This window comes from Methanomassiliicoccaceae archaeon (assembly GCA_034928305.1).
In the GTDB taxonomy this organism is placed as follows: Archaea; Thermoplasmatota; Thermoplasmata; order Methanomassiliicoccales; family Methanomethylophilaceae; genus VadinCA11.
Window position 1 is genome coordinate 173,872 of sequence record JAYFOZ010000002.1, and the last position, 23,381, is coordinate 197,252.

25 protein-coding genes and 1 tRNA gene are annotated in these 23,381 nt (G+C 52.1%); 10 read left to right on the top strand and 16 right to left on the bottom strand.

Features of this window, described 5'->3' with window-relative positions:
- Window positions 1–5 precede the first annotated feature (5 nt).
- The gene (locus tag VB016_02640) at window positions 6–548 is read left to right on the top strand and encodes a PHP-associated domain-containing protein (GenBank protein MEA4977436.1); all 543 of its coding nucleotides are present in this window, start codon (window positions 6–8) and stop codon (window positions 546–548) included.
- Here the strand turns inward: VB016_02640 and cls are convergent.
- Window positions 508–1,983: a cardiolipin synthase gene (gene cls / locus VB016_02645; GenBank protein ID MEA4977437.1), complete on the bottom strand. Its 1,476-nt coding sequence runs from the start codon at window positions 1,981–1,983 to the stop codon at window positions 508–510. The genes VB016_02640 and cls overlap by 41 nt on opposite strands.
- A complete protein-coding gene (locus VB016_02650; protein ID MEA4977438.1) occupies window positions 1,983–2,606 on the bottom strand; it encodes a sugar O-acetyltransferase in 624 nt (207 codons plus the stop codon). The genes cls and VB016_02650 overlap by 1 nt, the downstream gene beginning before the upstream one ends.
- A 129-nt stretch (window positions 2,607–2,735) precedes the next feature.
- On the opposite strand from VB016_02650, the gene VB016_02655 reads away from it, so the two are divergent.
- From VB016_02655 to VB016_02665, 3 genes are all read left to right on the top strand, one after another.
- A complete protein-coding gene (locus VB016_02655) occupies window positions 2,736–3,647 on the top strand; it encodes an ABC transporter ATP-binding protein (protein MEA4977439.1) in 912 nt (303 codons plus the stop codon).
- A 4-nt stretch (window positions 3,648–3,651) separates the two neighbouring features.
- Complete coding sequence (locus VB016_02660) at window positions 3,652–4,455, top strand: ABC transporter permease (protein ID MEA4977440.1); 804 nt, start codon at window positions 3,652–3,654, stop codon at window positions 4,453–4,455.
- A gap of 120 nt (window positions 4,456–4,575) precedes the next feature.
- Complete coding sequence (locus VB016_02665) at window positions 4,576–5,445, top strand: universal stress protein (GenBank protein MEA4977441.1); 870 nt, start codon at window positions 4,576–4,578, stop codon at window positions 5,443–5,445.
- On the opposite strand, the gene VB016_02670 is transcribed toward VB016_02665, so the two are convergent.
- Genes VB016_02670 through VB016_02680 form a run of 3 tightly spaced genes read right to left on the bottom strand, consistent with a single transcriptional unit; the run spans window position 5,446 to window position 8,300 of the window.
- Complete coding sequence (locus VB016_02670; GenBank protein MEA4977442.1) at window positions 5,446–5,820, bottom strand: hypothetical protein; 375 nt, start codon at window positions 5,818–5,820, stop codon at window positions 5,446–5,448. It lies immediately after the preceding gene.
- 18 nt (window positions 5,821–5,838) lie between these two features.
- Entirely contained in the window at window positions 5,839–6,513 is a 675-nt protein-coding gene (locus VB016_02675) for a CDGSH iron-sulfur domain-containing protein (GenBank protein MEA4977443.1), read from the bottom strand.
- Window positions 6,514–6,515: 2 nt separating this feature from the next.
- Window positions 6,516–8,300 carry an FAD-dependent oxidoreductase gene (locus tag VB016_02680; GenBank protein ID MEA4977444.1) on the bottom strand — a complete coding sequence of 595 codons (1,785 nt, stop codon included), beginning with the start codon at window positions 8,298–8,300 and terminating at the stop codon, window positions 6,516–6,518.
- Between the two features lie 102 nt (window positions 8,301–8,402).
- Between VB016_02680 and VB016_02685 the strand changes: the two genes are divergently transcribed.
- The 4 genes from VB016_02685 (at window position 8,403) to VB016_02700 (ending at window position 11,656) form a co-directional block, all read left to right on the top strand.
- Window positions 8,403–8,993 (top strand): hypothetical protein, encoded by a 591-nt coding sequence (locus VB016_02685; GenBank protein ID MEA4977445.1) that lies wholly within the window; start codon window positions 8,403–8,405, stop codon window positions 8,991–8,993.
- Window positions 8,994–9,261: 268 nt separating this feature from the next.
- Window positions 9,262–9,963, top strand: coding sequence for a DUF6198 family protein (locus VB016_02690; GenBank protein MEA4977446.1), 702 nt, complete (start codon window positions 9,262–9,264; stop codon window positions 9,961–9,963).
- A 4-nt stretch (window positions 9,964–9,967) separates the two neighbouring features.
- On the top strand, window positions 9,968–10,825 hold the full coding sequence (locus VB016_02695; protein ID MEA4977447.1) for a universal stress protein: 858 nt from the start codon (window positions 9,968–9,970) through the stop codon (window positions 10,823–10,825).
- Window positions 10,826–10,954: 129 nt separating this feature from the next.
- Window positions 10,955–11,656, top strand: coding sequence for a DUF6198 family protein (locus VB016_02700; GenBank protein MEA4977448.1), 702 nt, complete (start codon window positions 10,955–10,957; stop codon window positions 11,654–11,656).
- 440 nt (window positions 11,657–12,096) lie between these two features.
- Here the strand turns inward: VB016_02700 and VB016_02705 are convergent.
- The 6 genes from VB016_02705 to VB016_02730 form a co-directional block, all read right to left on the bottom strand.
- Window positions 12,097–12,208: transfer RNA gene (locus VB016_02705), tRNA-Tyr, on the bottom strand.
- A gap of 57 nt (window positions 12,209–12,265) precedes the next feature.
- Window positions 12,266–13,012, bottom strand: coding sequence for a proteasome assembly chaperone family protein (locus tag VB016_02710; protein MEA4977449.1), 747 nt, complete (start codon window positions 13,010–13,012; stop codon window positions 12,266–12,268).
- Window positions 12,990–13,178: an RNA-protein complex protein Nop10 gene (locus tag VB016_02715; GenBank protein ID MEA4977450.1), complete on the bottom strand. Its 189-nt coding sequence runs from the start codon at window positions 13,176–13,178 to the stop codon at window positions 12,990–12,992. The genes VB016_02710 and VB016_02715 overlap by 23 nt, the downstream gene beginning before the upstream one ends.
- 4 nt (window positions 13,179–13,182) lie before the next feature.
- Window positions 13,183–13,965 (bottom strand): translation initiation factor IF-2 subunit alpha, encoded by a 783-nt coding sequence (locus VB016_02720; GenBank protein ID MEA4977451.1) that lies wholly within the window; start codon window positions 13,963–13,965, stop codon window positions 13,183–13,185.
- Window positions 13,965–14,132 carry a 30S ribosomal protein S27e gene (locus tag VB016_02725; protein ID MEA4977452.1) on the bottom strand — a complete coding sequence of 56 codons (168 nt, stop codon included), beginning with the start codon at window positions 14,130–14,132 and terminating at the stop codon, window positions 13,965–13,967. The genes VB016_02720 and VB016_02725 overlap by 1 nt, the downstream gene beginning before the upstream one ends.
- Window positions 14,133–14,136: 4 nt before the next feature.
- Window positions 14,137–14,415 (bottom strand): 50S ribosomal protein L44e, encoded by a 279-nt coding sequence (locus VB016_02730; protein MEA4977453.1) that lies wholly within the window; start codon window positions 14,413–14,415, stop codon window positions 14,137–14,139.
- 295 nt (window positions 14,416–14,710) lie between these two features.
- On the opposite strand from VB016_02730, the gene VB016_02735 reads away from it, so the two are divergent.
- Window positions 14,711–15,058 carry a MarR family transcriptional regulator gene (locus VB016_02735; protein MEA4977454.1) on the top strand — a complete coding sequence of 116 codons (348 nt, stop codon included), beginning with the start codon at window positions 14,711–14,713 and terminating at the stop codon, window positions 15,056–15,058.
- Here the strand turns inward: VB016_02735 and rpiA are convergent.
- Entirely contained in the window at window positions 15,045–15,743 is a 699-nt protein-coding gene (rpiA, locus tag VB016_02740) for a ribose-5-phosphate isomerase RpiA (GenBank protein ID MEA4977455.1), read from the bottom strand. The genes VB016_02735 and rpiA overlap by 14 nt on opposite strands.
- Window positions 15,730–16,437, bottom strand: a complete 708-nt coding sequence (locus tag VB016_02745) for a creatininase family protein (protein MEA4977456.1) — start codon at window positions 16,435–16,437, stop codon at window positions 15,730–15,732. Before VB016_02745 ends, rpiA begins: the two co-directional genes overlap by 14 nt.
- A gap of 48 nt (window positions 16,438–16,485) precedes the next feature.
- Between VB016_02745 and VB016_02750 the strand changes: the two genes are divergently transcribed.
- Window positions 16,486–17,169, top strand: coding sequence for a diphthine--ammonia ligase (locus tag VB016_02750; GenBank protein ID MEA4977457.1), 684 nt, complete (start codon window positions 16,486–16,488; stop codon window positions 17,167–17,169).
- On the opposite strand, the gene VB016_02755 is transcribed toward VB016_02750, so the two are convergent.
- From VB016_02755 to VB016_02765, 3 genes are read right to left on the bottom strand one after another with little or no spacing between them, the layout of a single operon-like run.
- Window positions 17,138–19,345, bottom strand: coding sequence for a heavy metal translocating P-type ATPase (locus VB016_02755; protein ID MEA4977458.1), 2,208 nt, complete (start codon window positions 19,343–19,345; stop codon window positions 17,138–17,140). The two genes, VB016_02750 and VB016_02755, sit on opposite strands and share 32 nt — an antisense overlap.
- Window positions 19,346–19,358: 13 nt before the next feature.
- Complete coding sequence (locus tag VB016_02760) at window positions 19,359–19,586, bottom strand: heavy-metal-associated domain-containing protein (protein ID MEA4977459.1); 228 nt, start codon at window positions 19,584–19,586, stop codon at window positions 19,359–19,361.
- A 31-nt stretch (window positions 19,587–19,617) separates the two neighbouring features.
- Window positions 19,618–23,331, bottom strand: a complete 3,714-nt coding sequence (locus VB016_02765; GenBank protein MEA4977460.1) for an AAA domain-containing protein — start codon at window positions 23,329–23,331, stop codon at window positions 19,618–19,620.
- Window positions 23,332–23,381: the final 50 nt, after the last annotated feature.

Consider the following 23,381-nt stretch of genomic DNA (forward strand, 5'->3'; position numbering starts at 1 on the left):
GGGACATGCCGACTGCAAGGTTGTTAGACGTTCTCGAGAACGAGAACTGTGTGACCTCAGCCGCGCATCCCATGGGATACCTCGGTTCTAACAAAGGGCTTGAAGTATGTATCAGAAAAAATTACATCCCCGTCTCGGAAGCTGAACGCCTGGATGCGTTCGAAGTTATCAGCGGAGGCATCTCCCGCAGGTCCAATATGGTCGCATGCGAATGTGCGACGAAGTACGACCTCGGCATCACCGGAGGCACAGACGGGCACCTTCTGAACGAACTTGGAAAAATCGTCACGATTTCGGAAGCTTCGGACATAGACGGGTTCTTGGACAGCATTGTGAAAAGAAAGAACAGCGTGATCGGACGCGAGAAGAATCTGGCTACAAAGGCGTGCATGGGCCTCGTATCCCTTACAGAGTTCTGCAGGCATACGCCGTCCGTGGGATTCGTCCAACTGGGACAGACGGTAATGAACTCCAGGAGACATCGCAGGCCACCTGAGGAAAACGAAATCAGAGCTGACTCGCGGCAAGTCTACAGAAAGCGATCTTGACAGAATCTCTTATCTTCTTTTCACCGTACTTTTCGGTGGTGAACTCTACGCTTTTTTCGAGGTCTTTGAGGAACGCCTCGGACAGATGTTTTCCCACATCATGAGAGTATATCATCGCGTTGGTCTCGAAGTTAAGGTTCATGCTTCGTTCGTCCAGGTTCGCAGAGCCGACAGAACAATAGTACGAGTCGGCGACTATGGCCTTGGAGTGAATGAATCCGTTCTTGTAGTGGTATATTCTGACTCCTGCCTGCATCAGCAGGTTGGCATAGAACAGGTTCGTCCAGTATACGAGGGGGTGGTCGGGCTTGTCAGGTATTATTATCCTGACGTCAACGCCTGAGGTTGCGGCCAGCTTCAGCATCGACAACGCGGCCTCGTCCGGCACCAAATACGGAGTGTGTATGTAGAGGGTCTTCCTGCAACGCGTAAACATCATCATATATTGACCGTGAACCGGGCTGCTCTCCAGAACATCGGGCCCGCCGGAGATTATCTGCACGATCTCCTTTCCGTTTCCAGGCACGTTCTTGTAAAAGATGTCCTCCGTGGTGATGTCCATTCTTGTGGCATATCTCCAATCCGTCAAGAACCTGATCTGCATTCCAAGGACGGCTCCGCCCTCGATTCTGACGCTGGTGTCCCTCCAGTCGCCCAGCGGCCCCTTTCCTATGTATTCGTTACCTACGTTGTGGCCGCCTGTCCATCCGATCCTGCCGTCTACTACCATTATCTTGCGGTGGTTCCTGTTGTTCTTTCGCGGGGTAAGCAGGCAGGTCGCACGGTTGTGGAACAGCGTAAACTGGCCTCCTGCCTTGACGAACTCCCTCATATTCTTCTTGGGTCCCTTTCCGAAACCGTACGCGTCGCACATGACCCGGACCTGAACTCCCTGTTTGAGCTTCTCGATAAACAGGTTGATCAGGGCGGAACCCATTTCATCGTCCCTGATAATGTAAAACTCGAAATTTATGGTCTCCCTTGCTTTGCGGATATCTTCAAAAAGGTCTCTGTAATAGTCCCGCCCATCCGTATAGACTTTGATCTTGTTATCGTTCGTGTAGCTATGCCCGATCTTCATCATCGTGCTGACGAATTCGCCGCTTCCCGGCTGGTTCTTTTCAAGCAAAGAACAGTCCATCCGGAGGCGTACCCTCTGGCTTTCAACAGCCCTTCTGAGCCTCCCGTCGTAGTGGGCCTTCGATTTGAACGCATATTTCGAATAGAACGTCTGTCCGAAGAACAGGTACAGTATGAATCCCAGGGGCGGGAACAACAACATGACGAGCAGCCAAAGTATGGTGCTCTTGGGGTTGGAACGTTCCCAGAACATCATTGAGAATATGAATATGAGGTTGATAGGAATGATAAAAAGCATTATGTCGCCTGACAGGCTGCCCGTGACATATTCCCCGGGGATCACTATTCCGAACATTATCTGACACCTATCGGTCTTGCGGGATTGCCAGCCACGGTAGTTCCGGGAGGCACGTCCCTGGTGACGACGGACCCCGCTCCGACAATAGAGCCCCTTCCTATTGTGACGCCTGGAAGCAGTATCGAACCGGCACCGATCCAGGCGTCATCCTCTATCGTGACGGGTTTGGAAACGGTCCCGATCACGCGTCTTCTCGCGGGGTCACGGGAATGGTCGGGAGTGATAATCGTCACATTGGGGCCGATCATGACAAAATCTCCTATGGTTATGCGGTTCGAGTCCAGGAACGTGCAGTTGCAGTTGATGAGCACCTGTTTCCCTAACACTATGTTAAAGCCCACATCGCATCTGAACGGAGGATTTATCATAGTATCCGGGTCGATCTCATCCATAAGCAGCCTTCCCAGCATCTCTCTTCTTTCCTCCGGAGTCCTTCTCCTCAGTTCATTATATTCGTCGCATATACATCTGGCACGTTCCAAGGCATCGGCGAATTCCCGATAGTCGGGGTCCTCGCTGCTTAGCTCTTTGCCTTCGTATATTCTTCCGAAGAAACTGTTCGGGGCGAAATCATTCTGCATCGAAACCAGATGCACAGTGAACTTAATGATGTTTGTCAAAGAAGGAGCACTATGTTTGATATGTGAAATATATATGATGATAAACTGTCGTTTAGCAACATATTAATACAATACTTAGAATGGCAAAATTAAGGAGGGTTAAACATAACAAGAGACCCAATCGAGATTATCGGCCTAGAAAAAAGATACGGTGAATTTACCGCGGTCGATAATCTAAGCCTAAACATTAAAAAGAACAGTTTTACAGGTCTTCTAGGCCCCAACGGTGCCGGAAAGAGCACAACCCTGAAGATGCTGACACATCTGATCAACACAACCTCCGGAGAGGCATACATCAACGGCATAGATGTGACCAGGGATCCCAAGGCTGCGCTGACCGGGGTCGGGACCGTCGTCGAGACTCCCGAGTTCTACACATATCTGACCCCAAGGGAAACCTTCGAGCTCCTGGGACAGCTAATCGGAATGAGCAGCGAAAAGATCTCTGCGGAGACAGCATCGATACTGGAAATGGTCAAGATGACCGAATGGGCGGACAAGAAGATCGGCACATTCTCCAAAGGCATGAGGCAGAGGGTCGCCCTCGGACAGGCATTCCTGGACGAACCCAGCATCATAATATTGGACGAACCGACATCCGGCCTCGATCCGAGGGGCATGGCGGAGATGCGCGATGTCCTCAAAAACATCAGGAACGGAAGAGACGTTACGGTAGTGATGAGCTCCCATATGCTCCATGAGGTCAGCGACCTCTGCGACCGCGTTGCGATATTGAACCATGGAAAGCTGATACTGGACGACACGATCGATGCAGTCACATCAAGATCGGGCGCCAGACAGATAATAATCAAGTTGGACCACACCCCGACCACTGACGATGTGGCAAAGGTCGCGGCGATTTCAGGGATCACGTCCGCTTCCAGGTTCGGAGTCGACATAGAGGCTAAGATGCCGTCGGAATTTGCCCGCAGCCCCGATCTTTTCAGGGCGATCTCAGATCTCGGAATAGGAGTGTACAATATGTACGAGAACGAATCGCTCGAAGCCACATATCTGAGCCTCATCAAGGAGTCGAGGTGATTCCATGTCGTTAACAGAGTCTTTCAAATTCAGAAAAGGAAAAGTAAGCATTACGAGCGACGACCTCAGACAGTCGCTGGTCATAGCAAAGAACGAGATGCGCAAGTTCCTCAGCGGGAAGAAGATTCTCCTCTTCATATTGCTGACCGCGCTGTTCCTTGTGATAGACATAGCTCTCCCGGCGTTTTACTGGGAAGAGTTCGGGGCATTCTTATCAACCCCTGAAGAAATAATGTCTTGGCATGCGAGCAATATCTCTTTCATTGTGCTGTTGGGGGCGGTTCTCTTTGCTTCGTTCACAATAGTTTCCGAGTTCGAGGAAAGGACCTATCTGCTGCTGTTCACAAGACCTGTCAAGAAGACCACAATTTTCGTAGGTAAGTTCCTGGCATGCTACGCTATCACGTTGCTCGTGGTTTTGGGATTTTACGGCGTTTCAGCGGTACACTCATTGGTACTCGAAGGAGCGGTCACCTCGAAAACATTGGAATCCATCGGCATGGCGATGGCCTACATATTCGCCGTATCGGGCCTGGCGGTATTCTTTAGCTGTATCTCCAAGAAGGGAAGCATATCTGCGCTCATGACCTTCTTCCTGGTGCTTATGGTTCCCCAGATCATATCTGTGATTTTGACGGTCGTGCAGCCAGGCGGAGATTATTGGTACCTGCTGAACATAGCCGGAGGAAGCATATCCTCGCTCTTCAGTTCAACCGTTCAGATATCTAAGGCACTGATCACCCTATTCCTTTGGGGGGCGGTTCCGCTCGTGCTCGGTTGGCTGATATTCCTGAGAAGGGAAGCATAAGCTTCACAAACAGCATTTCCAAACTTTTTACCATATTTTTCTTTGTCAGAGGCCCCATCCATCGCAAGGTTCTTCAATGAAAAACATTATAGAACACTGCGGTGCGTAACGTGGCCGCGAATGGGGAATAAAGAGTTGTCCAAAATCCTTATAGCGACGGATGGCAGCAGAGTAAGCGAGGAAACGGTGCAATACGCCCTCGATCTGGCATCCGCTCTTGAAAACGAAATAGCTGTAATTTATGTGAGCGATGAACCTCTGAAAGAAGGAGAGCACGACGTATCTCCCGGGGAGGCGGCAGTACAGTACGCCGTAGACGAGGCGACCAAGAGGGCCATTCCCGTCGAACCGTTCATCGAGTTCGGTATACCGGCGGTCGAAATCGTCAAAAAGGCCGAAGAGATAGGCGCTAAGGCCATCATCCTCGGTTCGATAGGCAGATCGGGCGTTTCGCTGTGGCTTGTGGGAAGCGTCGCAGAAAGAGTGATCAAGCTGGCACACTGTCCTGTAATAGTCGTGCGCAAGTCCGAGCATGAGGAAGAGGGCACAAGGTTCGGAAACATGCTAATAGCTACCGATGGCAGTGCTGCCAACGAGTCGGCTGTGCGCAGCGGTCTCCGCCTGGCATCTCGTTTAGGGATGAAGGTCAGCACGATCAGCATCAATGATATCAGGGAAATCCCCCGCACGAACGCCGACGAGGCGAGGGCCGAGCTCAACGACATCAGCAAGGAAGCCGTGACCAGGGTGATCCATCAGGGCGCAATTCTGGGCCTTAACGTCGATCCGATAATAGAGGACGGGGTCCCTCACAAAGAGATCGCGGAGCGCTCCTCGGAATACGACCTTGTCGTCATAGGCACGCTGGGACGCACCGGTCTGACGGACATGCGCGTCGGAAGCGTTGCTGAAAAGGTCATCAGGTACGCTAAGTGCCCGGTCATGGTCGTAAGGGCTAGCGAAGTGTTCGTGCCGTTGGATAGTTTCTGATCAGATCTCGAACCATCCCTTCGTGTTCTTCATGTTAAGGTACAGGAGCACGATCGCTTCAATAATCACGCTGACGATGTTGAACGAGATAAGGCTGAATATCAGTGCCAGTGCAGTCATGATCACTGCGAACCACCATCCCCACTTCTTTCCGGAGAACATGGCCACTCCTATCATGATCATGATAAGGCCTGCCACTATCGTTATGCCGCCTGCCACCACGAGTGTTATTCCGGCGGGGAGTGCGAAAGGAAGGGAAATCGCTCCTCCCAATATGAAGAACGCACCGATCGCCGCTGTTATAATGCCACCCAGTATCTCCAATATTGCGAATAAGCTCAACAATATGGGCCTTCTGTAATCGTTTTGAGCCATGTTAAGTATATCTATCTATCAGGCTTTAAAACGATACCCTATGTGGCTCGCATCGCAGAACGGCATGTCCCTCGAATGTCCGCACCTGCAAAGTACGTAACGGTTGCGCACCTCATACTCCCGGCCCTCGGCCGAGATCAGCTTTATGCCTCCTTTTACGTAATAACCGCCGCTGCAGTTCTTCTCCGGGTCCTGGATCACCACAATCTCCTTCTCAAGAACATCCTCGTATGGTTTGCCGTCCTTGTCATATGCGGTGAGCCTGCCGGCAGGACATTCGCACGCGGCCCTTATGGCCATTTCGCGGCACTCGGAGTCCCCCGAGTTCTTCACAAGGGTCCATACCTTTCCCAGGTCCGTGTGGCAAAAGCGCCCGAGGGCACACCTGCCGTCGTCCCTTAGATCCAATGTCTCGCCTTCGAGCACTTTCACCCTTTCCTCGTAAGGGGCCATGTCTGCTTTTTCCCGTCCACCGAACGCGATGGATTTGGAATGGCTGCCGTCGCAGAAAGGAGAAGTTTTTGAGCGCCCGCACCTGCATAGCGTGTACTTTTCTTTTTGTTCTATCTCCTTTCCGTCCGTCCAGATATATCCTTCGCCCTTGGGGGTGATGACTTTTTCATATATCGGAACCGATCCCGATACGATATAGGGTCCGCCTTTCACGATTTTAATCATTTTGTCATCAATCATTTTCAAACACCCGGTTCGAACCTGTCTCTGGAGGCCAACTGCTTTCCGGCAATATATCCGAAGGTCATTGCGGGGCCGATCGTGCTTCCTCCGCCCCAATATGCTTCCACCGTGGGAGATGCGATGCAGTTACCTGCACCATATAGTCCGTCTATGGGCACCCCGCTCCAATCTAGCACTCTGGCTTTCCCGTCGATGACAGGCCCTCCGTTGGTATCGAGAGTTCCGGAGCCTAGGATCACAGCGTAATAGGGAGGCTTTTCGATCGGATGCATGCTGTAGTTCTTCGTACCCTTCTCCGGCCATTCCGCAGCGGGGTCCGATGGCGGTAACGATGTCCATTCCAAATCGTAGTCGAACTCGCCACGTCTGAACTCCGGGTCCTTTCCGTCTTTGGCGTACCGGTTGAACGTTTTGACAGTTTCTTTCAGCTTCTCCTTGAATGTCGGTGCGAGTGAGAAACCTCCGGTGTGGCCAGCGATCTTCCCGAGGCGTTCGGCAATCTCGTCTGCCAGAGCATCAAGGCTATCAGCTTTTATCAGATATTTTGGGATCGGGTTGCCCTTCTTGGGATATGGCATATGGCCCTGCCACATAGATGCGGTACGCTCGTCGGAGACCAGGAACGTGAGCATATTTTTGTATTCTGCGTTCTGAGGGTCCCATTCGAAGTGCATTCTTCCCCTGTCGTTGTAATTGCGCTTCTCGTCGACGTATCTTTTTCCGTATTTGTCGACCATGATTACACTGTCGCCGACCATGAAGAAAATGTTGGATATGCCGTTTGGATCATCCAGATGGAGCTCGATAGCGCTGTCCGCCCTCCATGCGCCGTGCGTGTTGCCTATCTTCGCCCCTGATTTTCCAGCGATGGAAATGAAGTCTCCGGTGGTGGTGGGGACCGCACACCCTCCGTAAACGGGTCCGGGCTGGAAATGCTGCATCAAATCAGCATTATGCGAATATCCGCCTGTGCCGAACATGACTCCCTGGCGTGAAAGGAACCTGACTTTCTTGCCGTTAGATTCGGCTTCCACTCCGACGACCTTACCGTTCTCTTTAATGAGGTCACCGGCGCGGCAGTTCGTGATTATTATGATGCCGTTCTTTTTCGCCCACTCCTCGAGGCGTTGGATCAGGTTGAAACCGTAGCTCTGCTTGCCCTCGGGAGTCTTGGAAAACAAGATGCGTCCGCGGATACCTTTGTTCTCGGGGAGGTGGTCCGCATAGTCGACCTGGGCCTTACCTTTCCAGCCGATATCCATTATCGAGTGTACGGCATCTATTCTTTCGAGATATTCGACCATCTCGGAGCCGTTGTCGTAGAACGAGTTGATGAGGTCGAACTGGTGCTCTGTCAGGCCGTACCTTTCAGCTTTCCGATCGTATAAATTGGGAAACGAATAGCGTGCCATGTAGCGCATGGCATCTTCCTTGCTGTCATGGTACCCGGCCCTCTTTTGAAGATGGTTGCTGGGAATCCAGTAGCCGCCTCCCGACCTGGCGGTGGTCCCGCCTAATTTTGCGGCCCTTTCGATCATGACGACTTCGGAACCGTTGCTCCTTGCAGTCACGGCGGCAGCGAACGCCGCCGCTCCGGAGCCTACTATGACAACATCGGTGACAGTATCGCCTTCGACGTACGAAATTTCTTCCTTGGCGTCAATGTTCTTGCCATCGGCGTATAGTTCGAATTTCTCCTTCGGTGCTCCGCATTGAGGGCAGACCTCCGGGGGCTCATCGCCTTCGTGTATGTAACCGCAAACTGTGCAACGCCATTTCTTCATAGTATGCCTCGAATCGTCTATGGGAATATGTGCGTATAATAACTTCTTTTAACCGGTATTAACAACGTAATCATAATATGTTCCAGATGTGTATTATGTGACGTGGATGCGATTATAATATTCGCAGTACTGATAATTCTTGTTCTGGTCGCAATGGTCATAGCGGTACTGAGGCGCGAGTTCAGAAACGGGAACCAGACTTTCAAAAAAATGGTATGGAGCGGAAAGATGTCGTCCGCCGGCTGTTACTACAATTCCGAGAGTTGCGAGCTGGAGCTTGCGGTCGATTTCGGAGGAGCAACCCTGAATATGATCGAAATGACCGCAAGAGAGGCGATAGCCAGGAAGAACGGCGGAATATATTTGGTGTTCATCAGCGATGGTCAGAACCAACGACCGATGAGGTCCATGATATCCAAAGCGCCGATCACGATGGAGGCCACAAGGGCAATCATGGGCATCAGGCACGGTAAAGGCAACAGAGGGGAGCTGAACATCTATACGTACAGGGAGCAGAGCGCATTCGCTCTTGCAAAGGGCAACATCGAGATAAAGCCCGTATTGCACCGAGGGGGGCACACCCACAGTTTCAACCACTACCATCGATACTACAAGGAAGAGAAAGAGGGGGAAGAAAGGTCCCCGCGCGCATTCTTCGGAGAGCAGGTGGAATCGGTCGAAGAAAGTAAATGAAACGACTTCAGACGATTAAAAAAGTTTATTCTGTCGTTTTGATATTCTGTCGGCAATCGGGATAGGACGGTCGCATTGCCGAGACCGCCCGCACCGATAAACAGAGTTCGGAACAACGCCGGAGCGGACGGGCCCTCAGATGCGATAAAAGGGATACTATCGCGGAACGACTATCTCGGGATACGAGTAACCTTTTCTTTTTATCTAACGTATGTTTATATATTAGACTGTTAAATCGGCGCTTAAACCGGGGAGAAAAAAGTATAGAATGACCGATCGAAAATACAAAGCGCCCGGAGAGATTTTCATGGCTCTGGGCATATTCTTTGTTGCGTTTGCCATATCCACCATGGTGAAGTTGGGATTCGGTATTTCGACAATATCATCGTTGCCCTATGCTCTCCACCTCATAATTCCGTTCCTGTCCTTCGGTGAATGGAACTTTGCGTTCCAGATCATTCTTTTCGTGATACTGATATCAATAACCAAGAAATTCAAGAAAAGATACATCGCCTCATTTGTAATAGTCCTGCTGTTCGCCCTTATGCTGGATTTTACGGATTCACTGATCGGAGACCTGCCGGACGAAATCTACATAAGGGTGCCAATGTTCGGAGGAAGCTTCCTGCTGATGTGCTTCGGAGTCGCCCTCATGATCACATCCAAGATGCCGTTGACGATAGTAGAGATGTTCTCCAACAGTCTGGCATCCCATTATCACACTTCTTTCAGGAGGATCAAGACAATGTTCGACATTACCTGCCTGGCGATATCCGCAGCAGTCTCGCTATTATTTCTGGGCAATCTTGCCGGGATCGGCATCGGGACCGTTGTAATGGCTATAATAACAGGGACATTCATTCAGGCATTCGGTACACTGCTGAACGACCACTTTGAAATAGAGCCATACCTAGAGGCGCTATACAAGAAAAGGAAGGGCAAAACAGAGGGCACCGAGACAAAGGAGTAACGAGATGGTCTACAATATTCTGGTCACCACCGACACAGGAGATAAGAGCAAAGCGTCCGCAATATACGCTCTCAAGCTCGCAAAAGCCGTGGGCGGGAACGTCACGGCCCTCTATGTCAACGACTCCACAAATTACGTGAACAATCTGGCCTGCGGCACTCCCCGCATCAGGGGAGAGACGGCACTCGGCTGGATTGCGAACAAAGGCACAGAATTTGATATGACGGTCAAAACGATGATCGCGGACGGGATACCCGCAGACGAAATAATAAAGAGAACGTCGGAGTTCGACATTTTGGTCATGGGTACGGCCGGAAGGGCGGGCGCGGCCCATCTTTTGCTGGGAAGTGTGACCGAGAAAGTAATCCGTTATTCTAAATGCCCCGTTATCGCAGTAAGAAACCTCGATCCGGAGGCATCGTTCAAGATGGAGAAGATGCTAATCGCGACCGACGGGAGCGAATACACCGATCCTGCGGTGAAGGAAGGGCTCAAGATGGCCAAGGTGACCCCCGGCGTGACCAAGATCACAGCTCTCAGCGTTTTTGACAATAAGACCATCTCTCGCGCATCCGGGAATGTAGATACGGAGACCGCTTGCGAGAGCGCCGTCCGCTATGTGTATGAAGAGGGTTCGAAGATCGGGCTCGAAGTGGAGAAGAAGATCGTTCCGGGAAGCCCAAGCGAGGTCATAGGCGGCATGTCCGCATACTACGATATGGTGGTCATGGGCACAATGGGCCGCACAGGATGGAAGCGCTTAAGCATGGGGAGCGTCGCCGAAAAAACAGTCAGAGAGGTCAGCTGCCCGGTAATGGTTGTCAGGTACAGAAAGACGCACAAGCATCCTGAGTCCCCGTAAGGCGTCTCAAGACATTGCACTTCAATATTCGATGTCCGGTTCTAACGGCCCTTTTAAATTTAGTAAACAAACTCAGATTTATATATCGCCAAGTTTAGCGTTGTTCCGTCAAGGAGACCACAGAGCAGGATGTCAAGCAACAAGATCAAATTACCCGGCGAGATTTTCATTGTCGCAGGTTTGTTCCTCGTTGCTTTTTCAATATCGCTGATGATCGCGCTCGGTTTCGGCGTATCAACGATATCGTCGCTGCCATATGCTCTTAATCTCGTTGTACCAGGAATTTCTTTTGGTGCGTGGAACCTGATATTCCAGGCCGTGCTCTATGTGATGCTCGTGTCCATCACCCGCAAGGTTAAGGGAACTCACATGATTTCATTCATAATGGTCCTTTTATTCGCGGTTATTCTTGATTTCACAAAGATGATGATCGGAGCGGTACCTGACGAAATCCACCTGAGGATACTTTTGTTCGGAGGAAGCTTCCTGCTGATGTGCTTTGGAATAGCTCTCATGATAACGTCCAAGATGCCGCTATTGATCATAGATCTGTTCTCGAACGGCCTCTCATCATACTATCATACTTCATTCAGGAGGATTAAGACAATGTTCGACGTTTCATGTCTGACCATCTCTGTCGCAGTGTCGCTGGCGTTCATGGGGGACCTTGCGGGAATCGGGATCGGGACAGTGGTAATGGCAGTGATAACGGGAACATTCGTCCAGGCGTTCGGTACTTTTCTGAAGGAGCACTTTGACATACAACCTTATTTTGTAAAGTTCCTAAACACCGAAAACGCAAGTATAAACGACGTCGAAGCCAAAGAATGATGTTATTGATATCTGCTTGTTATTAATTCGATGCGATTTATTTCTGTTCTCTGATAGATTCGAACAAGAATCTTGGGAAAAGTTGTAAAGGGACGGTCCCCGTCCTCTGATGGGCCCAGGCGCCTAATTGCGGTTAAATCAGAAAGGGAGTAAGCTTTTTTCATTCTCTCAACCTCTGCAAATCCCGGCACTCCTCGATGTCGTTGTGGCGGCCATGGCGGTAATTGTAGCAGAGGGGCGCCCGATGCAACTGCTAGATGAAGCGAGCTCAAGGGCGGCCGCGCATGCCGTGCCCGGCGTGAGGGGACAGGATGGCATCAGTCTTCCTCCTCGTCAAAATGTCCTCAGAATTATCCCGTTTCGCATAGAATTCGGTGCAACATCGCCGAAAATCAAATACAGATCAATTAGCGCTGTTAACTGGTAGAGCTAGATGGGAGTGGTCCCCACCCCCTGATTTGAACAGGGGACCTGCTGATATCGGCGGCTGCACCGGATAAATCCGGAAACTCTCTACAGTCAGCCGCTCTGGCCAGACTGAGCTAGGTGGGGACGTTTGGGGATTATATGCACATTACTTAAAACCATTTGGGTATGGGTGATTTTATTTCACCCGAAATAATTAAGGTCTTCACACGAATTGCGACTGTTCTCAAGCTCTTTTACCTTCTGGTTCAGCTCGTCGATCATGGCCGAGTGGGTGTCAAGCTCTCTGGTATCCACTTCGACACCCAGTTTCTTCACCAGGATAGCCATCACCGCGCCGGCGCTCTTGTGGTCGATAAAGTATCCCGGTGTCTCGCCCATCAGACAGATCGAATCGATGCCGTATATCTGTCCGAACGCCAAAAACATAGCGCTGGCACCTACTATCCCTCCCTTGGGCTCTCCCGGCTCGAAAACAACGCCAAGGTCCTCATAGGCAGGTCTAACATCCATTCTGGAGACGGCCCCCAGCACGCGTGGGGATTCGACCATGGTCCCTGTGCCGTAGCCTCCCAAGGTAATGATTTCGGAGGGATCGTAGCTTAAGAGGGCCTCCATGATGTCACTGCATATCAGGAACTGCCCTTCGGGGGTGGATCCCTGGTAGCTCCCGCTGATAAAAACAATATCTCTGTCTCCGGCCTTTGCGAACCAAAGTTCGTTCCTTGCGAAATCAGCAACGCAATTCGAGTCCACGCTTATCTGAGGGGGGAAATCGGGAGAATAGAGACAGGCGAATCTCTTCGCTCCCAGGGCATTGGCGAGATAGTCGGCCGCAATCTTGCCCACGTTCCCGATGCCAGGAAGGCCCTCTATTACAAGAGGCCTTATAAGTTCAGGCTTAGAGTCATATCTTATGATACTTTCCATTTTCTCCGTACTCCTCTTCAATGGCTTTGCGACGGTATGCGCCGTAGCGGTCTTCCGGAGAATATTTGGGGGGGATAGGTGATGAAGTGTGCTTTCCGCAGGCCGGACAGTCCTCTTTGAACGAGTATCTTCCGCATGCGCTGCAACGTTTCATCTTTCCTTTCATGTCTTCACTTGCTTTCGCGTTTGAGGGTCGCGGAACCGCCAGCGGCCACGAGTTTGTCCACAGCTGCCGCGGATACATTTTTCATGATCTCCTCGGCCTCTTTGTAATCTCCCGCTTTGACGAGTATTCTGTATTTGGGGCAGCCTATGCAGCTGATTCCCACATCATACCCCTCTCCAGCCACAAGTCCGGCTTCGAGCGCGCCCCTGATAAGGACCACTCCGTTCGGGGCGGCGGACGTCATGATAAGCGTACCGTCTATTTGGACGGACGATACCGCGACGTTCTCTTTGGCCACCTCGATGAACGTTTCGACCCACTCTCCTGAAAAATCCTCCAGGAATCCGTTAGGGTCGGCGACGACCGATTCGAATGCGCCATAAAGCGTTTCATAAGTTTCAACAAGTTCGTCGACGAACATGTGATAGGCCTCGTCCTCGGTTATCGACATGCGCTCGGCAATGATCTCAACGAGCTTCTCGGCCTTTTTATCATTTTTCCATATCTGAATTTTCTCTCTCTTCTGGTGTTCGTTCACCGATTTGAGGGAAAGGTCTATTTGACCCTTCTTGGAGTCCACGCCCAGGACCTTGCAGACGATCTTTTGACCTTCTCTAATGTAATCTCTGATGTACTTGACCCAGCCAGTGGCTACATCCCTTATGTGGACGAATCCTTCCTTATCGTCGTATTCGTCAAGAGTTACGAAAGCACCGAAATTCTTTACGTTAGTTACAGTGCAAACTACCAACTCGCCGTATTCGGGAAAGCCTTTGGCCCTCGACATCAGCCGACCACCTCGAGCACTTCGCCATTGATCTTACCGACCCCTCCTTTGGGGACGATGAGCGTGGATCCGCAAACAAGGCATTTAACCTCGGTTGCAGCCTTCCTAAAGGCGATTTGCTCGTTTCCGCAGTCTGGACATTTAATTTTAATAAAATCACCGGTCATGAAATCACTCCGTAAGTTCGAACTTCTTAGCTCTGATGCAGCTTGTGAGGTGTGCTTTCTTGCACGTAGTGCATCTGTAACGGATGTTCACTCTCTTAGTCGGTTTTTCTCTTCCTTCTGGTTTAGGTCTGGGGAAACCTCCGTAACCGGATGTTACTTCTCTGAATCTCCTCTGACCCCATTTGAGCTCACTGGCCTTTTTCTTTTTGACCCTCTCCACGTCGTGCATGGAGTGAGTCTTGCAGAAAGGACAGTAAGTCTTGATAGCCCTGGGCATTTTCATTATCAAGTCACCTCGTCTGTTGGGACGGAACGTGCTAATATCGAGGACATATAAATAAGCTCACCCGTCGGCCTATACTATTACGCGAGTATATCGGTGGATAAACGGGGACTGGGAAAAATACTGGAAGGTAACAATGCCTTCTTTCTATTTTATAATATCTGATTGTCTGTATAAAAAAGACAATTCAACACCATTCTCCGTATCGCTGGATGCAAAATTCCACCAGTTACATCCAATGGAATATATTATTTCGCAAACATTAATATATTTATAACTCTAAATTGAAAAATATATGTCTGAAGAAAACGGAGGTCCCGCCGAGAGCCTGTTGATTGCATTGAACATGCGTCGCAACAGCGCCAAGGTCCTGATATATATGGCCGGCCACGATGCGGCGACGTCCGACGACCTGGAGGCGGCCCTCGGTATCGGACAACCTAGCGTTTCGGCGGCCATAAAAGACCTAGATGAAATGGGATGGCTCGCCACCGAGCAGATCCGATCGGACACCAAGGGCAGACCCAGACATAAGTATAGGCTCTCCAAGGCGTTCGATGCCATCGCCGATGAAATAGAGGAGATGGCAAGGAAAAGGATTTTAGAGATCGACGAAGGACTCAGGCGTCTCAGGTCCGTCTGATCGTTTCCACTTCGTCCGGGCTTCTGGCAACAAGCGCCACGGATGCGGTGTTCAGGAAAAGCCCGTTCTCCATCACCCCGGGTATGATGTTGAGGCGCGATTCTAAGAAGAAGGGGCGGTCGATGGCGTCGAACTTACAGTCGTAGATATAATTCCCCCCGTCTGTAATGAATATCTCGCCGTCCTTCGTCCTGAGGGTCGCCACGCAACCCTGTTTCTCCAGGGCGTATTTGGTTCGCTCGTATCCGAAGCGGAGGACCTCCACCGGGAGCGGGGATGTTGTGCCCAGCACGTCAACGAGCTTCGATCTGTCGGCGATTATAACTTCTGTTTCCGTTGCCGCGGCAATGATTTTCTCTCTCAGCAGGGCGCCGCCGAGACCTTTGATGAGCTGGAGCCGCGGGTCGATCTCGTCTGCACCGTCAATGGTCACGTCTATCGCGCTGGTGCCTTCGAAGGGGACGATATTCAGTCCGCACGACCTGCCGAGCTGTGCGCTCTTCTCGGAAGTGGATACGCAGGTGAGCGTCAGCCTCTCATCAGCCACTCTTTCGCCTATCCTCTTTATTGCAAAAAAGGCCGTGGAACCCGTTCCGAGGCCCACTGTCATTCCGTCTTTAATGTACTCGTCGGCCGCCTTCTCGGCCGCTGCCTTCTTCATCGCATCGTTTTCAGATAAGGTCATTCCTGATCATCTCTTCGAGTCTGTCCGCAACATAGCGGTTTATCTTCTTTCCCAGTTCCGCCGACGCCCCTGTAGTGTCGCCGGCCAGCCCCTCAGGGAAACAAATCTCTGCATTGCCGAGAATCAGGAAACCGTGGTCCGAGTATAATCCTATCGGGCGCTCGTCCCTCACCAGGTCGGGGCGGATCGCCATAACGCGGGAGGTTTCCAGGAAACCTGCGTGTCCGTCGCCTTTTATCCCGTTGATGTCAGGGTGGCCCTCTGCTATGTCGTAGTCCGTGAGGAATATGACCTTGCTCCCGGTTTCTCGTACAAAGCGTTTGCATGCTTCCGAGCATGCCGTCATATGGGCGCTCCCCGCATGTCCCGACATGATCAGGAATTTTCCAACGCCCTTCTCGTAAAGGGAGGTCAGCACATCATAGACCACAGACCTCATGGTATCGAAAGTAAGTGCAACCGTTCCGGGCATATTCCTGGTCGATGAGTGGACGCCGTAACTCATCGGCGGAAATATCAGGAGGTTCTCCAACCTGCGGTCGAGCTCCTCCGCAACCCACATAGGCTGAAGGGTGTCGCTGTTGAGGGGGAGATGGGGCCCGTGGGCCTCCGTGGCGCCGATGACGAATACGGCTATAGCTCCAATATCAACGGCCTCGGCGAACTCGTCGCGTGTCATCTCTCCCACGTTCATGTCCGCGCATAGGGATACGTTAATTTAATCTGACCGCTTAGCAGCCGCATGCGCCTAGCATCTCTTTTCTCCGGCGGCAAGGACTCGGTGTTCTCAATGTACTCCATGGTCCAGTCCGGTCACGAGGTGCCGTATGTAGTGAGCATAAGCCCCCTAAGCGGCGCTTCATGGATTTTCCACGTTCCGAACATCGGTAACGTTCCGGCAATGGCGGAGGCCATGGACAGGCAGCACATAATGGGCTCCACCGACGGCACGGAGGAAGGGGATATGATTGGTCTGCAGGATGCGCTTTCCGGCCTGGACATCGAAGGGGTCGTGGTCGGGGCCGTATGGTCCGATTACCAATGGGACCGCATTAACCGTGTATGCGGAGAAATGGGGCTGAAAGTATTTGCGCCGATGTGGAGGAAGGACCAGAGCATGATGCTTCGCGAGATCGTCGCCTCCGGAATAAAAGCAGTGGTGATCGGATACTATGCGGAAGGCTTTGGATCGGAGTGGCTGGGCAGAGAGATCGATGATGAGGCCATATCAGATCTCGAGGTGTTGAACCGGGAATACGGAATCAGCGTCATAGGCGAGGGCGGGGAGTATGAGACTCTGGTCAAGGACTCGCCGATGCATATCTATCCATTGGAAATCGCAGGTTCCGACAAGGTCATCGGCCGCAACTCCGGAACGCTCAACGTGGCCAAGCTTAAGATAGGCTCCCGGGAACATATCTTCTGAGCCTCAGGGCGTTTGCGACCACCAGCAGGGAGGATGCGGACATTGCCGCCGCAGATATCATCGGCATCATGGATATGTCGCCTATGCCGAACAGATAAAGGACGCCTGCGGCTATCGGGATGGTTATCACGTTGTAAACGAAAGCCAGGAAAAGATTCTGCTTAACGTTCTTGATGGTGGCCTTCCCAAGCTCCATCGAGGCAGGTATGCACCTTATGTCATCGGTCATCATGACAACATCGGCCGAGTCCATCGCTATATCGGTACCGTTGCGGACTGCAAGACCCAGATCAGACTGTGCGAGGGCGGGCGAATCGTTGATCCCATCTCCGGCCACGGCAACATATCTGCCTTCTGTCTGAAGGTCTTTCACAACCTCGAGCTTGTCTTCCGGAGTGGCGCCCGAAATGACGCTGTCTATTCCCACCTCCTTCGCTACCGCATCGGCGGTGGCCTTGTTATCGCCGGTCACCATAATCACTCGCGCACCGTTGATTTTTATGCGTGAAATGGCAAATCTGGATTCGGGTCTGACAGGGTCGGAGACCGCTATTATGCCCAGAGGTCTGTTTCCCTTTGCGACATAGAAATATGTCATGGCCCGGGCGGCGAAGGATTCGGCATCATCGTCGTATTCCGAGACGTCGCACCCTATATCGTCCATCAGCTTGGAGCTGCCTACGGTAACAATCTCTCCATCGACCGTGCTCCTGACGCCGCCTCCCGTGACCGAGGTGAAGTCGCTGTGTACAGGGATATCTATCCCTTCCTTCCTCGCATAAGAGACCACGGCCGAGGCGATCGGATGCTCCGAACCGCTCTCGGCCGCCGCGGCAAGGGCAATGAGCTCGTCCTTGTCTGCCCTGTAAGCTATTCCTGTTACCTCCGGGGACCCAAATGTAATAGTGCCAGTCTTATCAAGTATAACGGTATCTATATCTGCTGCCCTCTCGAGCGCCGATGCATTTTTGAATAAGATCCCTCGGTCCGCGGCCATCCCGGTGCCCACGGTTATGGCCAAAGGGGTTGCGAGCCCCAGGGCGCACGGGCACGATATCACGAGCACGGAAATCAGCACGGTGAGTGCAAATTCAAATGTTCTTCCCGAGATAAGCCAGACGACACATGCCCCCACAGCAATGATGATAACCAGCGGAACGAAAATCCCCGCCACGCGGTCGGCGATCCTCGCCACTGGTGCTTTGGTGCCCTGAGCGGTCTCGATCATCGAGATTATCTGGTACAGCACTGTATTTTTTCCCGTTTCGACGGCTTCCATTATGAATCCGCCGGTTCCGTTAACGGTCCCCGCAAAGATTTCGTTATCCTCGGATTTAGGGACAGGCATGCTCTCTCCGGTAAGCATAGATTCGTTCACAGAAGATGTGCCAGATATGATTATTCCGTCTGCTGGGATACGGTCTCCGGGTTTTATCGACAATCTGTCTCCCACAACGACCTCTGATATCGGAACTTCCTTCTCTACGCCGTCGCGTATTACGGTCGCCGTCTCTGGCTGGAGCTTCATCAAAGACCTCACGGCCGAGTCGGTCCTGATCTTGGAGCGAGCCTCCAGGTACTTTCCGACGGAGACCAGGGCGATGATCACTGCGGCCGATTCGTAAGTAAGGCCGTCCGCAGATCCGCCGAAGAGCACGGTCGCCGTGTTCCAGAGAGCGTAAAGGAAAGAAGCCGCGGTCCCTAGGGCCACAAGGGAATCCATCGAAGGCGTCCCGGCGAACAGGGCGGGAAACCCGCGGATGTAGAACCTCCTCCCCGCGTAAATCACGGGTATGCATAATGTGAGTTCTAGGACGGCGAGCAGAGCGCGCTCACCCGAAAGCCAAGGTATCCCCGTGAACATGTCCGCCATGGCGATTATGAAAAGGGGGACGGTGAACAGAACTGCGAGGACAAGGTCGCGTCTCATGCGTAAAGATTCCTCGGCCTCGGCTCTGGCGATTGTTTCCGGATCGTCATCGATGGTGGAATATCCGGCCTTCTGGATTATTTTTACAAGCTTTCCACGGTCCGTTTTTTCCGGATCGAAACTGACGGCAGCTACGCTGTTGCCGAAGTTTACCGCAGCTTCATAGACCCCGTGAGCGGACTGCAGCGATTTCTCGATCCTAGTCGCGCATGCGGAACATGACATTCCTGCAATGCGGAGGGTGATCCTTTCACGGCCCTCAGCCGAAGAGACCGCGCTTCACCTCCGCTCTGTAACCCGCGTCCACGACCGCGCGGACAAGGTCCTTGTCTGTAGAATGTTCCTCGTCGTAGACTACCGTAGCCAATCCCTTCTTCAAGTCGATTGATACCTCGGACACTCCTTTCACGGCCCTGAGGGACCTGTCAACGCTTTTGGAGCACATCTCGCAAGTCATACCTTGGATTTTCAGAATGGACTTAGACATAAGCACGCATCCGAATACAGGTATTTGAAAATCAGTTACGGTTCTCTATGGCCTTGACGATCTTTGAAATCTCACGTTCGGAGTCCTTCCACATTCCCGGGGTCCAAACCCTGTGCATGCTCCATCCGTTGGATTCAAGGTACTTCTGCCTGTGATAATCTCTTTCTCTGGTAGACTGGGACATCTCGTAGAGGTGGCTGTCGCATTCGATCCCCAGGATGTAGTTCCCGTTCTGCTTGACGGCCAGGTCGATCTGGTATCCTCCTATGCCTACATGGCGGTCCACAGTGTAACCCTTGCGGATCAGCGAATTGTAGACCCTGTCAGCTATTCCGCTCTCGGATTCTATGATCGGTGCCTCCTTCCACCTGTCGTCGTTGAACGAACGTAGGATGCTGTCGGCCATGCGTCTGTCCCCGTCGCTTATCGCCCTTGCGTACTGCAGGTATTTCCTGAGTATCTTCGGGCCGGCGTTCATGGTCTCTTCGACCTTAAGGTCCTCGGGATCGATCGAGGTGACTATGTGGATCTTCCTCTTGGCGCGGCTTATGGCGACGTTTAGGCGGTTCTCTCCTCCGCGGTTGTTCAACCAGCCGAACCTTTGCATCATCTTGCCCTCTTTGTTCGGCGCGTAGGCGACCGAGAACATGATAACATCACGCTCGTCTCCCTGCACGGTCTCGATGTTCTTTATGAAAAGTCCCACGTCCTCGCCGTTGTCGAACCTCCTAAGTTCGTCGTTGACGATTCTTCCGAAAGTGGGGTCCCTGGCGCACTCATCGTCCAGCATGTCGTTTATAAGGTCCCTTTGAGATGCATTGAAGGTTATCACTCCGACGGTCTCGTTGTTACGTCTGTTCAGGAAGAAATCCCGAAGCATTTCGATTATCCTCTTTGCCTCGGCCACGTTCCTGGTGTCTTCCCAGATGCCGTTCACCCTGTGTACTTCGATGGGAGGTTTTGCCGGTTCGGAGATGTTGGGAGATACATACAGGCGTCCGCCGTAGAGCGCGTAGTTGGAGAATGCGATAAGCTCCTCGTACCTGGAACGGTAGTGGAAGTTCAGCAGTATCGAATCGTATCTTGCCCTGGCAAGGTCCAAAAGGCTTTCTTCCTCGAGGGCCGCGGCATCCTCGTCCGTTCCCCCGTCCTCATAGTCGATGCGGCCGAAACCCAGACTGCTGGGCCTGAGCTGCTTGTGGTCTCCGGCCACGACGGCCCTCTTTGCGCGATATATTGCGGGTACGCCCCTTTCGACATACATCTGAGACGCCTCGTCGAATATCACCAGATCGAAAAGCCCCATCCTGAGAGGAAGTATCTCGGACACGGCATCGGGCGTGAGCAGCCATACTCTCACGCCTCTGAAAAGTTCGTAGTTGTAGCGTTCCACGAACTTGTTGATATTCCATTTACGTTTACTCTCTGCGATTCTGGCTATATCGCCGCGCCTCTTGGACTCGCTGATGTTCCTGAGAAATTCCTGGAACTTCTGTTCTGCCGATGATTTCGACATCTCCATCTTTTCGTGTATCTTGGAGTCCATGTCGGAAACGATGCGGTCGAAGTCCTGTATGTTTTGAATAAGGTCCTTATTGTCCGCGTCGAACCTCTGAAGGCGCTCGTTCAGCACATACTTCAAAATCTGGTCGTTGCACTGCTGAGGCTGGTACTTCATGGAGACGGCAAGTTTCATGAGGGTCTCTCCGTAGGCCTTCTCATGGTCATCCATGCGATTGTAGACGGTGCTGCGCTCGGAAAACATCTCATAGTCGTCAAGGGCCGAGAGGATGTTCTCAGGATTTTCTATAAGGTTCTGGAGTATTGATTCGCCATGGGACCCGAAACCGCGCTCGAGGATATTTTCGGCCTCTTGTTCGATCTTCTTCCTTCCCATCGAACGCGAAATGGCGTTCTTGGACCTCCATGATTTCACGTCATCGATGAAACCCGACAAAAGTACTTTCATCTCTCCGATATCGTATTCGGACAGGTCGGACTTCATGTCTCTTATCCAGGGGTTGCGCGCTATGCACTCGTGATATTCTCTGAACCCGCGCAAGGTCATTGGGTCAGAGAACATCCTGTGAAGATTTTTGACCTCCGGATAGGCCAATGCGAGTATGATCGGGTGGACGCCGTCTTTGAGCTCCTTGTATTCTTCATACTGGTGCCTGTCCCCGAGGTCGAGCCATCTGTCCATCGAGTACAGTTTGTGAGGCGCTATGCCGAACGAATCGGGTTCGTACATCCGGTCGGCTATACTGCTCAAAACTCCCACGTCCCTGTCGACAGCTTCGGATATCTCGTTAAGGCTGGCACCGTGACGCTGAGGCGAAGGCGCAAGCATGCGCCTGATTTGTGAATAGAACTCTTCTTTGTCTGCAGCGTCGTCGACCATTATACAGTATTTCGAAAGAGTACCCAGTCTGGAATAGACCACGTCAAGCGCGGTCTTCTTCTCGGAGACCATCAGGACGTTGCCTCCACGCATGATCTCCGATATGATGAGGCCGGTTATGACCTGGGACTTGCCGGTCCCAGGGGGACCCTGGACCACGAGCTCCTTGTTTTTCTGTATGCCGGTCAGCACGTTCTCCTGGGCGCTGTTCAGCGGATTGACATAGAGGAGGTCTTTTTCGGACGCCTCGATGCCTTTTTCTTTGATCTGTATTTCCGACAGCGGGTCCTTTCCGTCGTCATAGAAATCGCCTGACTCCAGGTCTACTATCAGGTCGTTCAAGACATCATTTATGTCTCCACTTTCTATGATGCGGTCGAAATCCAATTGGATGGAGCTCGAATATGAAGAGTAGCGTCCGAGCACCATATTGGGAACCATCTTAAGGTCTCCCGCGAGATATTTGGGAAATTCTCCGGACCTGTATTCTTTGAAAGGAGCGGGAGCGGTATCGCAGAGTTCCATCGATATGCCCTGGCTCGAATAAAAGTCAATGACTTTGCCGAAGAAGTTCTCCGCAGTGTAGTCCTCAATGGTCAGGTAAGGCATCGGCCTGTTCTCTCCGGCGAATTTTATGTACGCCAGGACGAGAGTGCCGTTATAGATGGGGTCCCGGTCCCTGTCAACGGTGAGCGTGACGTAGCGCGAGTCTCTATCGAGGCGTACGGGGAACAGTGCGAGCGGAGCCCTTATATCAAAATCCTCTCCGGGCATCCTTCCCTGTACGAACGGATATGCGATGAAAAGATCGTATTGTCCGGTCTCTCTGGAACTACGGTTGACCTCTCTGATCATATCGTTCAGGGCTTTGTAGGTCTTGATCTGTTCCGGATCTGCCGCAGAGTCGCAGAGCTTTGCGGAACGTTTGTTGCCGAACAGGACATCGGAGAAATCGGGCCCCACAATACTGGTCAGGTCGTAAGTGACGCCCTTGGCCATCCTTCCCTGGTACAGCATCCTGTTGTTCTTGTTGATGTTCACAAGTTTCTTTTCAAGCTCGCGGAGAGTATCGGCCGTCTTCTTATCCATGTTCGAGCCGTTCTCGCCGCCCGAGCGGTATTTCTGAAGCGCTTCCAAAAAGGCACCGCCGTAATCGTCGACAAAGCCAGGGCCCAGACCACGTACGGATCCCAGTTCCTCGGGGGTCGAAGGCATCTTTTCCGAGATCTCACGCAACGCCTCGTCCGAACAGACGTTCGGCATACGGCCGTCGTCCGTCATCTCGTCGCGCCTGATCTTTTCCCTGAGGCTGCTCAGCGCTAAAACTAACTCGTTCGATCCCATCGGACCCGAATCCGCGCGTGATAATTAAAACCTATAGTATGTTGTCCCTG

Bases quoted from the DNA above. Each gene is read 5' to 3' on its own strand.
- VB016_02690 (MEA4977446.1), top strand. From the start codon at position 9,262: ATGACCGATCGAAAATACAAAGCGCCCGGAGAGATTTTCATGGCTCTG.
- VB016_02700 (MEA4977448.1), top strand. From the start codon at position 10,955: ATGTCAAGCAACAAGATCAAATTACCCGGCGAGATTTTCATTGTCGCA.
- rpiA (MEA4977455.1), bottom strand. From the start codon at position 15,743: ATGACCTTATCTGAAAACGATGCGATGAAGAAGGCAGCGGCCGAGAAG.
- VB016_02670 (MEA4977442.1), bottom strand. From the start codon at position 5,820: ATGGCTCAAAACGATTACAGAAGGCCCATATTGTTGAGCTTATTCGCA.
- VB016_02640 (MEA4977436.1), top strand. From the start codon at position 6: ATGCCGACTGCAAGGTTGTTAGACGTTCTCGAGAACGAGAACTGTGTG.
- VB016_02660 (MEA4977440.1), top strand. From the start codon at position 3,652: ATGTCGTTAACAGAGTCTTTCAAATTCAGAAAAGGAAAAGTAAGCATT.
- VB016_02725 (MEA4977452.1), bottom strand. From the start codon at position 14,132: ATGACCGGTGATTTTATTAAAATTAAATGTCCAGACTGCGGAAACGAG.
- VB016_02665 (MEA4977441.1), top strand. From the start codon at position 4,576: ATGGGGAATAAAGAGTTGTCCAAAATCCTTATAGCGACGGATGGCAGC.
- VB016_02720 (MEA4977451.1), bottom strand. From the start codon at position 13,965: ATGTCGAGGGCCAAAGGCTTTCCCGAATACGGCGAGTTGGTAGTTTGC.
- VB016_02765 (MEA4977460.1), bottom strand. From the start codon at position 23,331: ATGGGATCGAACGAGTTAGTTTTAGCGCTGAGCAGCCTCAGGGAAAAG.
- VB016_02675 (MEA4977443.1), bottom strand. From the start codon at position 6,513: ATGATTGATGACAAAATGATTAAAATCGTGAAAGGCGGACCCTATATC.
- VB016_02750 (MEA4977457.1), top strand. From the start codon at position 16,486: ATGCGCCTAGCATCTCTTTTCTCCGGCGGCAAGGACTCGGTGTTCTCA.
- VB016_02735 (MEA4977454.1), top strand. From the start codon at position 14,711: ATGTCTGAAGAAAACGGAGGTCCCGCCGAGAGCCTGTTGATTGCATTG.
- VB016_02730 (MEA4977453.1), bottom strand. From the start codon at position 14,415: ATGAAAATGCCCAGGGCTATCAAGACTTACTGTCCTTTCTGCAAGACT.
- VB016_02680 (MEA4977444.1), bottom strand. From the start codon at position 8,300: ATGAAGAAATGGCGTTGCACAGTTTGCGGTTACATACACGAAGGCGAT.
- VB016_02745 (MEA4977456.1), bottom strand. From the start codon at position 16,437: ATGAACGTGGGAGAGATGACACGCGACGAGTTCGCCGAGGCCGTTGAT.
- VB016_02715 (MEA4977450.1), bottom strand. From the start codon at position 13,178: ATGAAAGGAAAGATGAAACGTTGCAGCGCATGCGGAAGATACTCGTTC.
- VB016_02760 (MEA4977459.1), bottom strand. From the start codon at position 19,586: ATGTCTAAGTCCATTCTGAAAATCCAAGGTATGACTTGCGAGATGTGC.
- VB016_02710 (MEA4977449.1), bottom strand. From the start codon at position 13,012: ATGGAAAGTATCATAAGATATGACTCTAAGCCTGAACTTATAAGGCCT.
- VB016_02695 (MEA4977447.1), top strand. From the start codon at position 9,968: ATGGTCTACAATATTCTGGTCACCACCGACACAGGAGATAAGAGCAAA.
- cls (MEA4977437.1), bottom strand. From the start codon at position 1,983: ATGTTCGGAATAGTGATCCCCGGGGAATATGTCACGGGCAGCCTGTCA.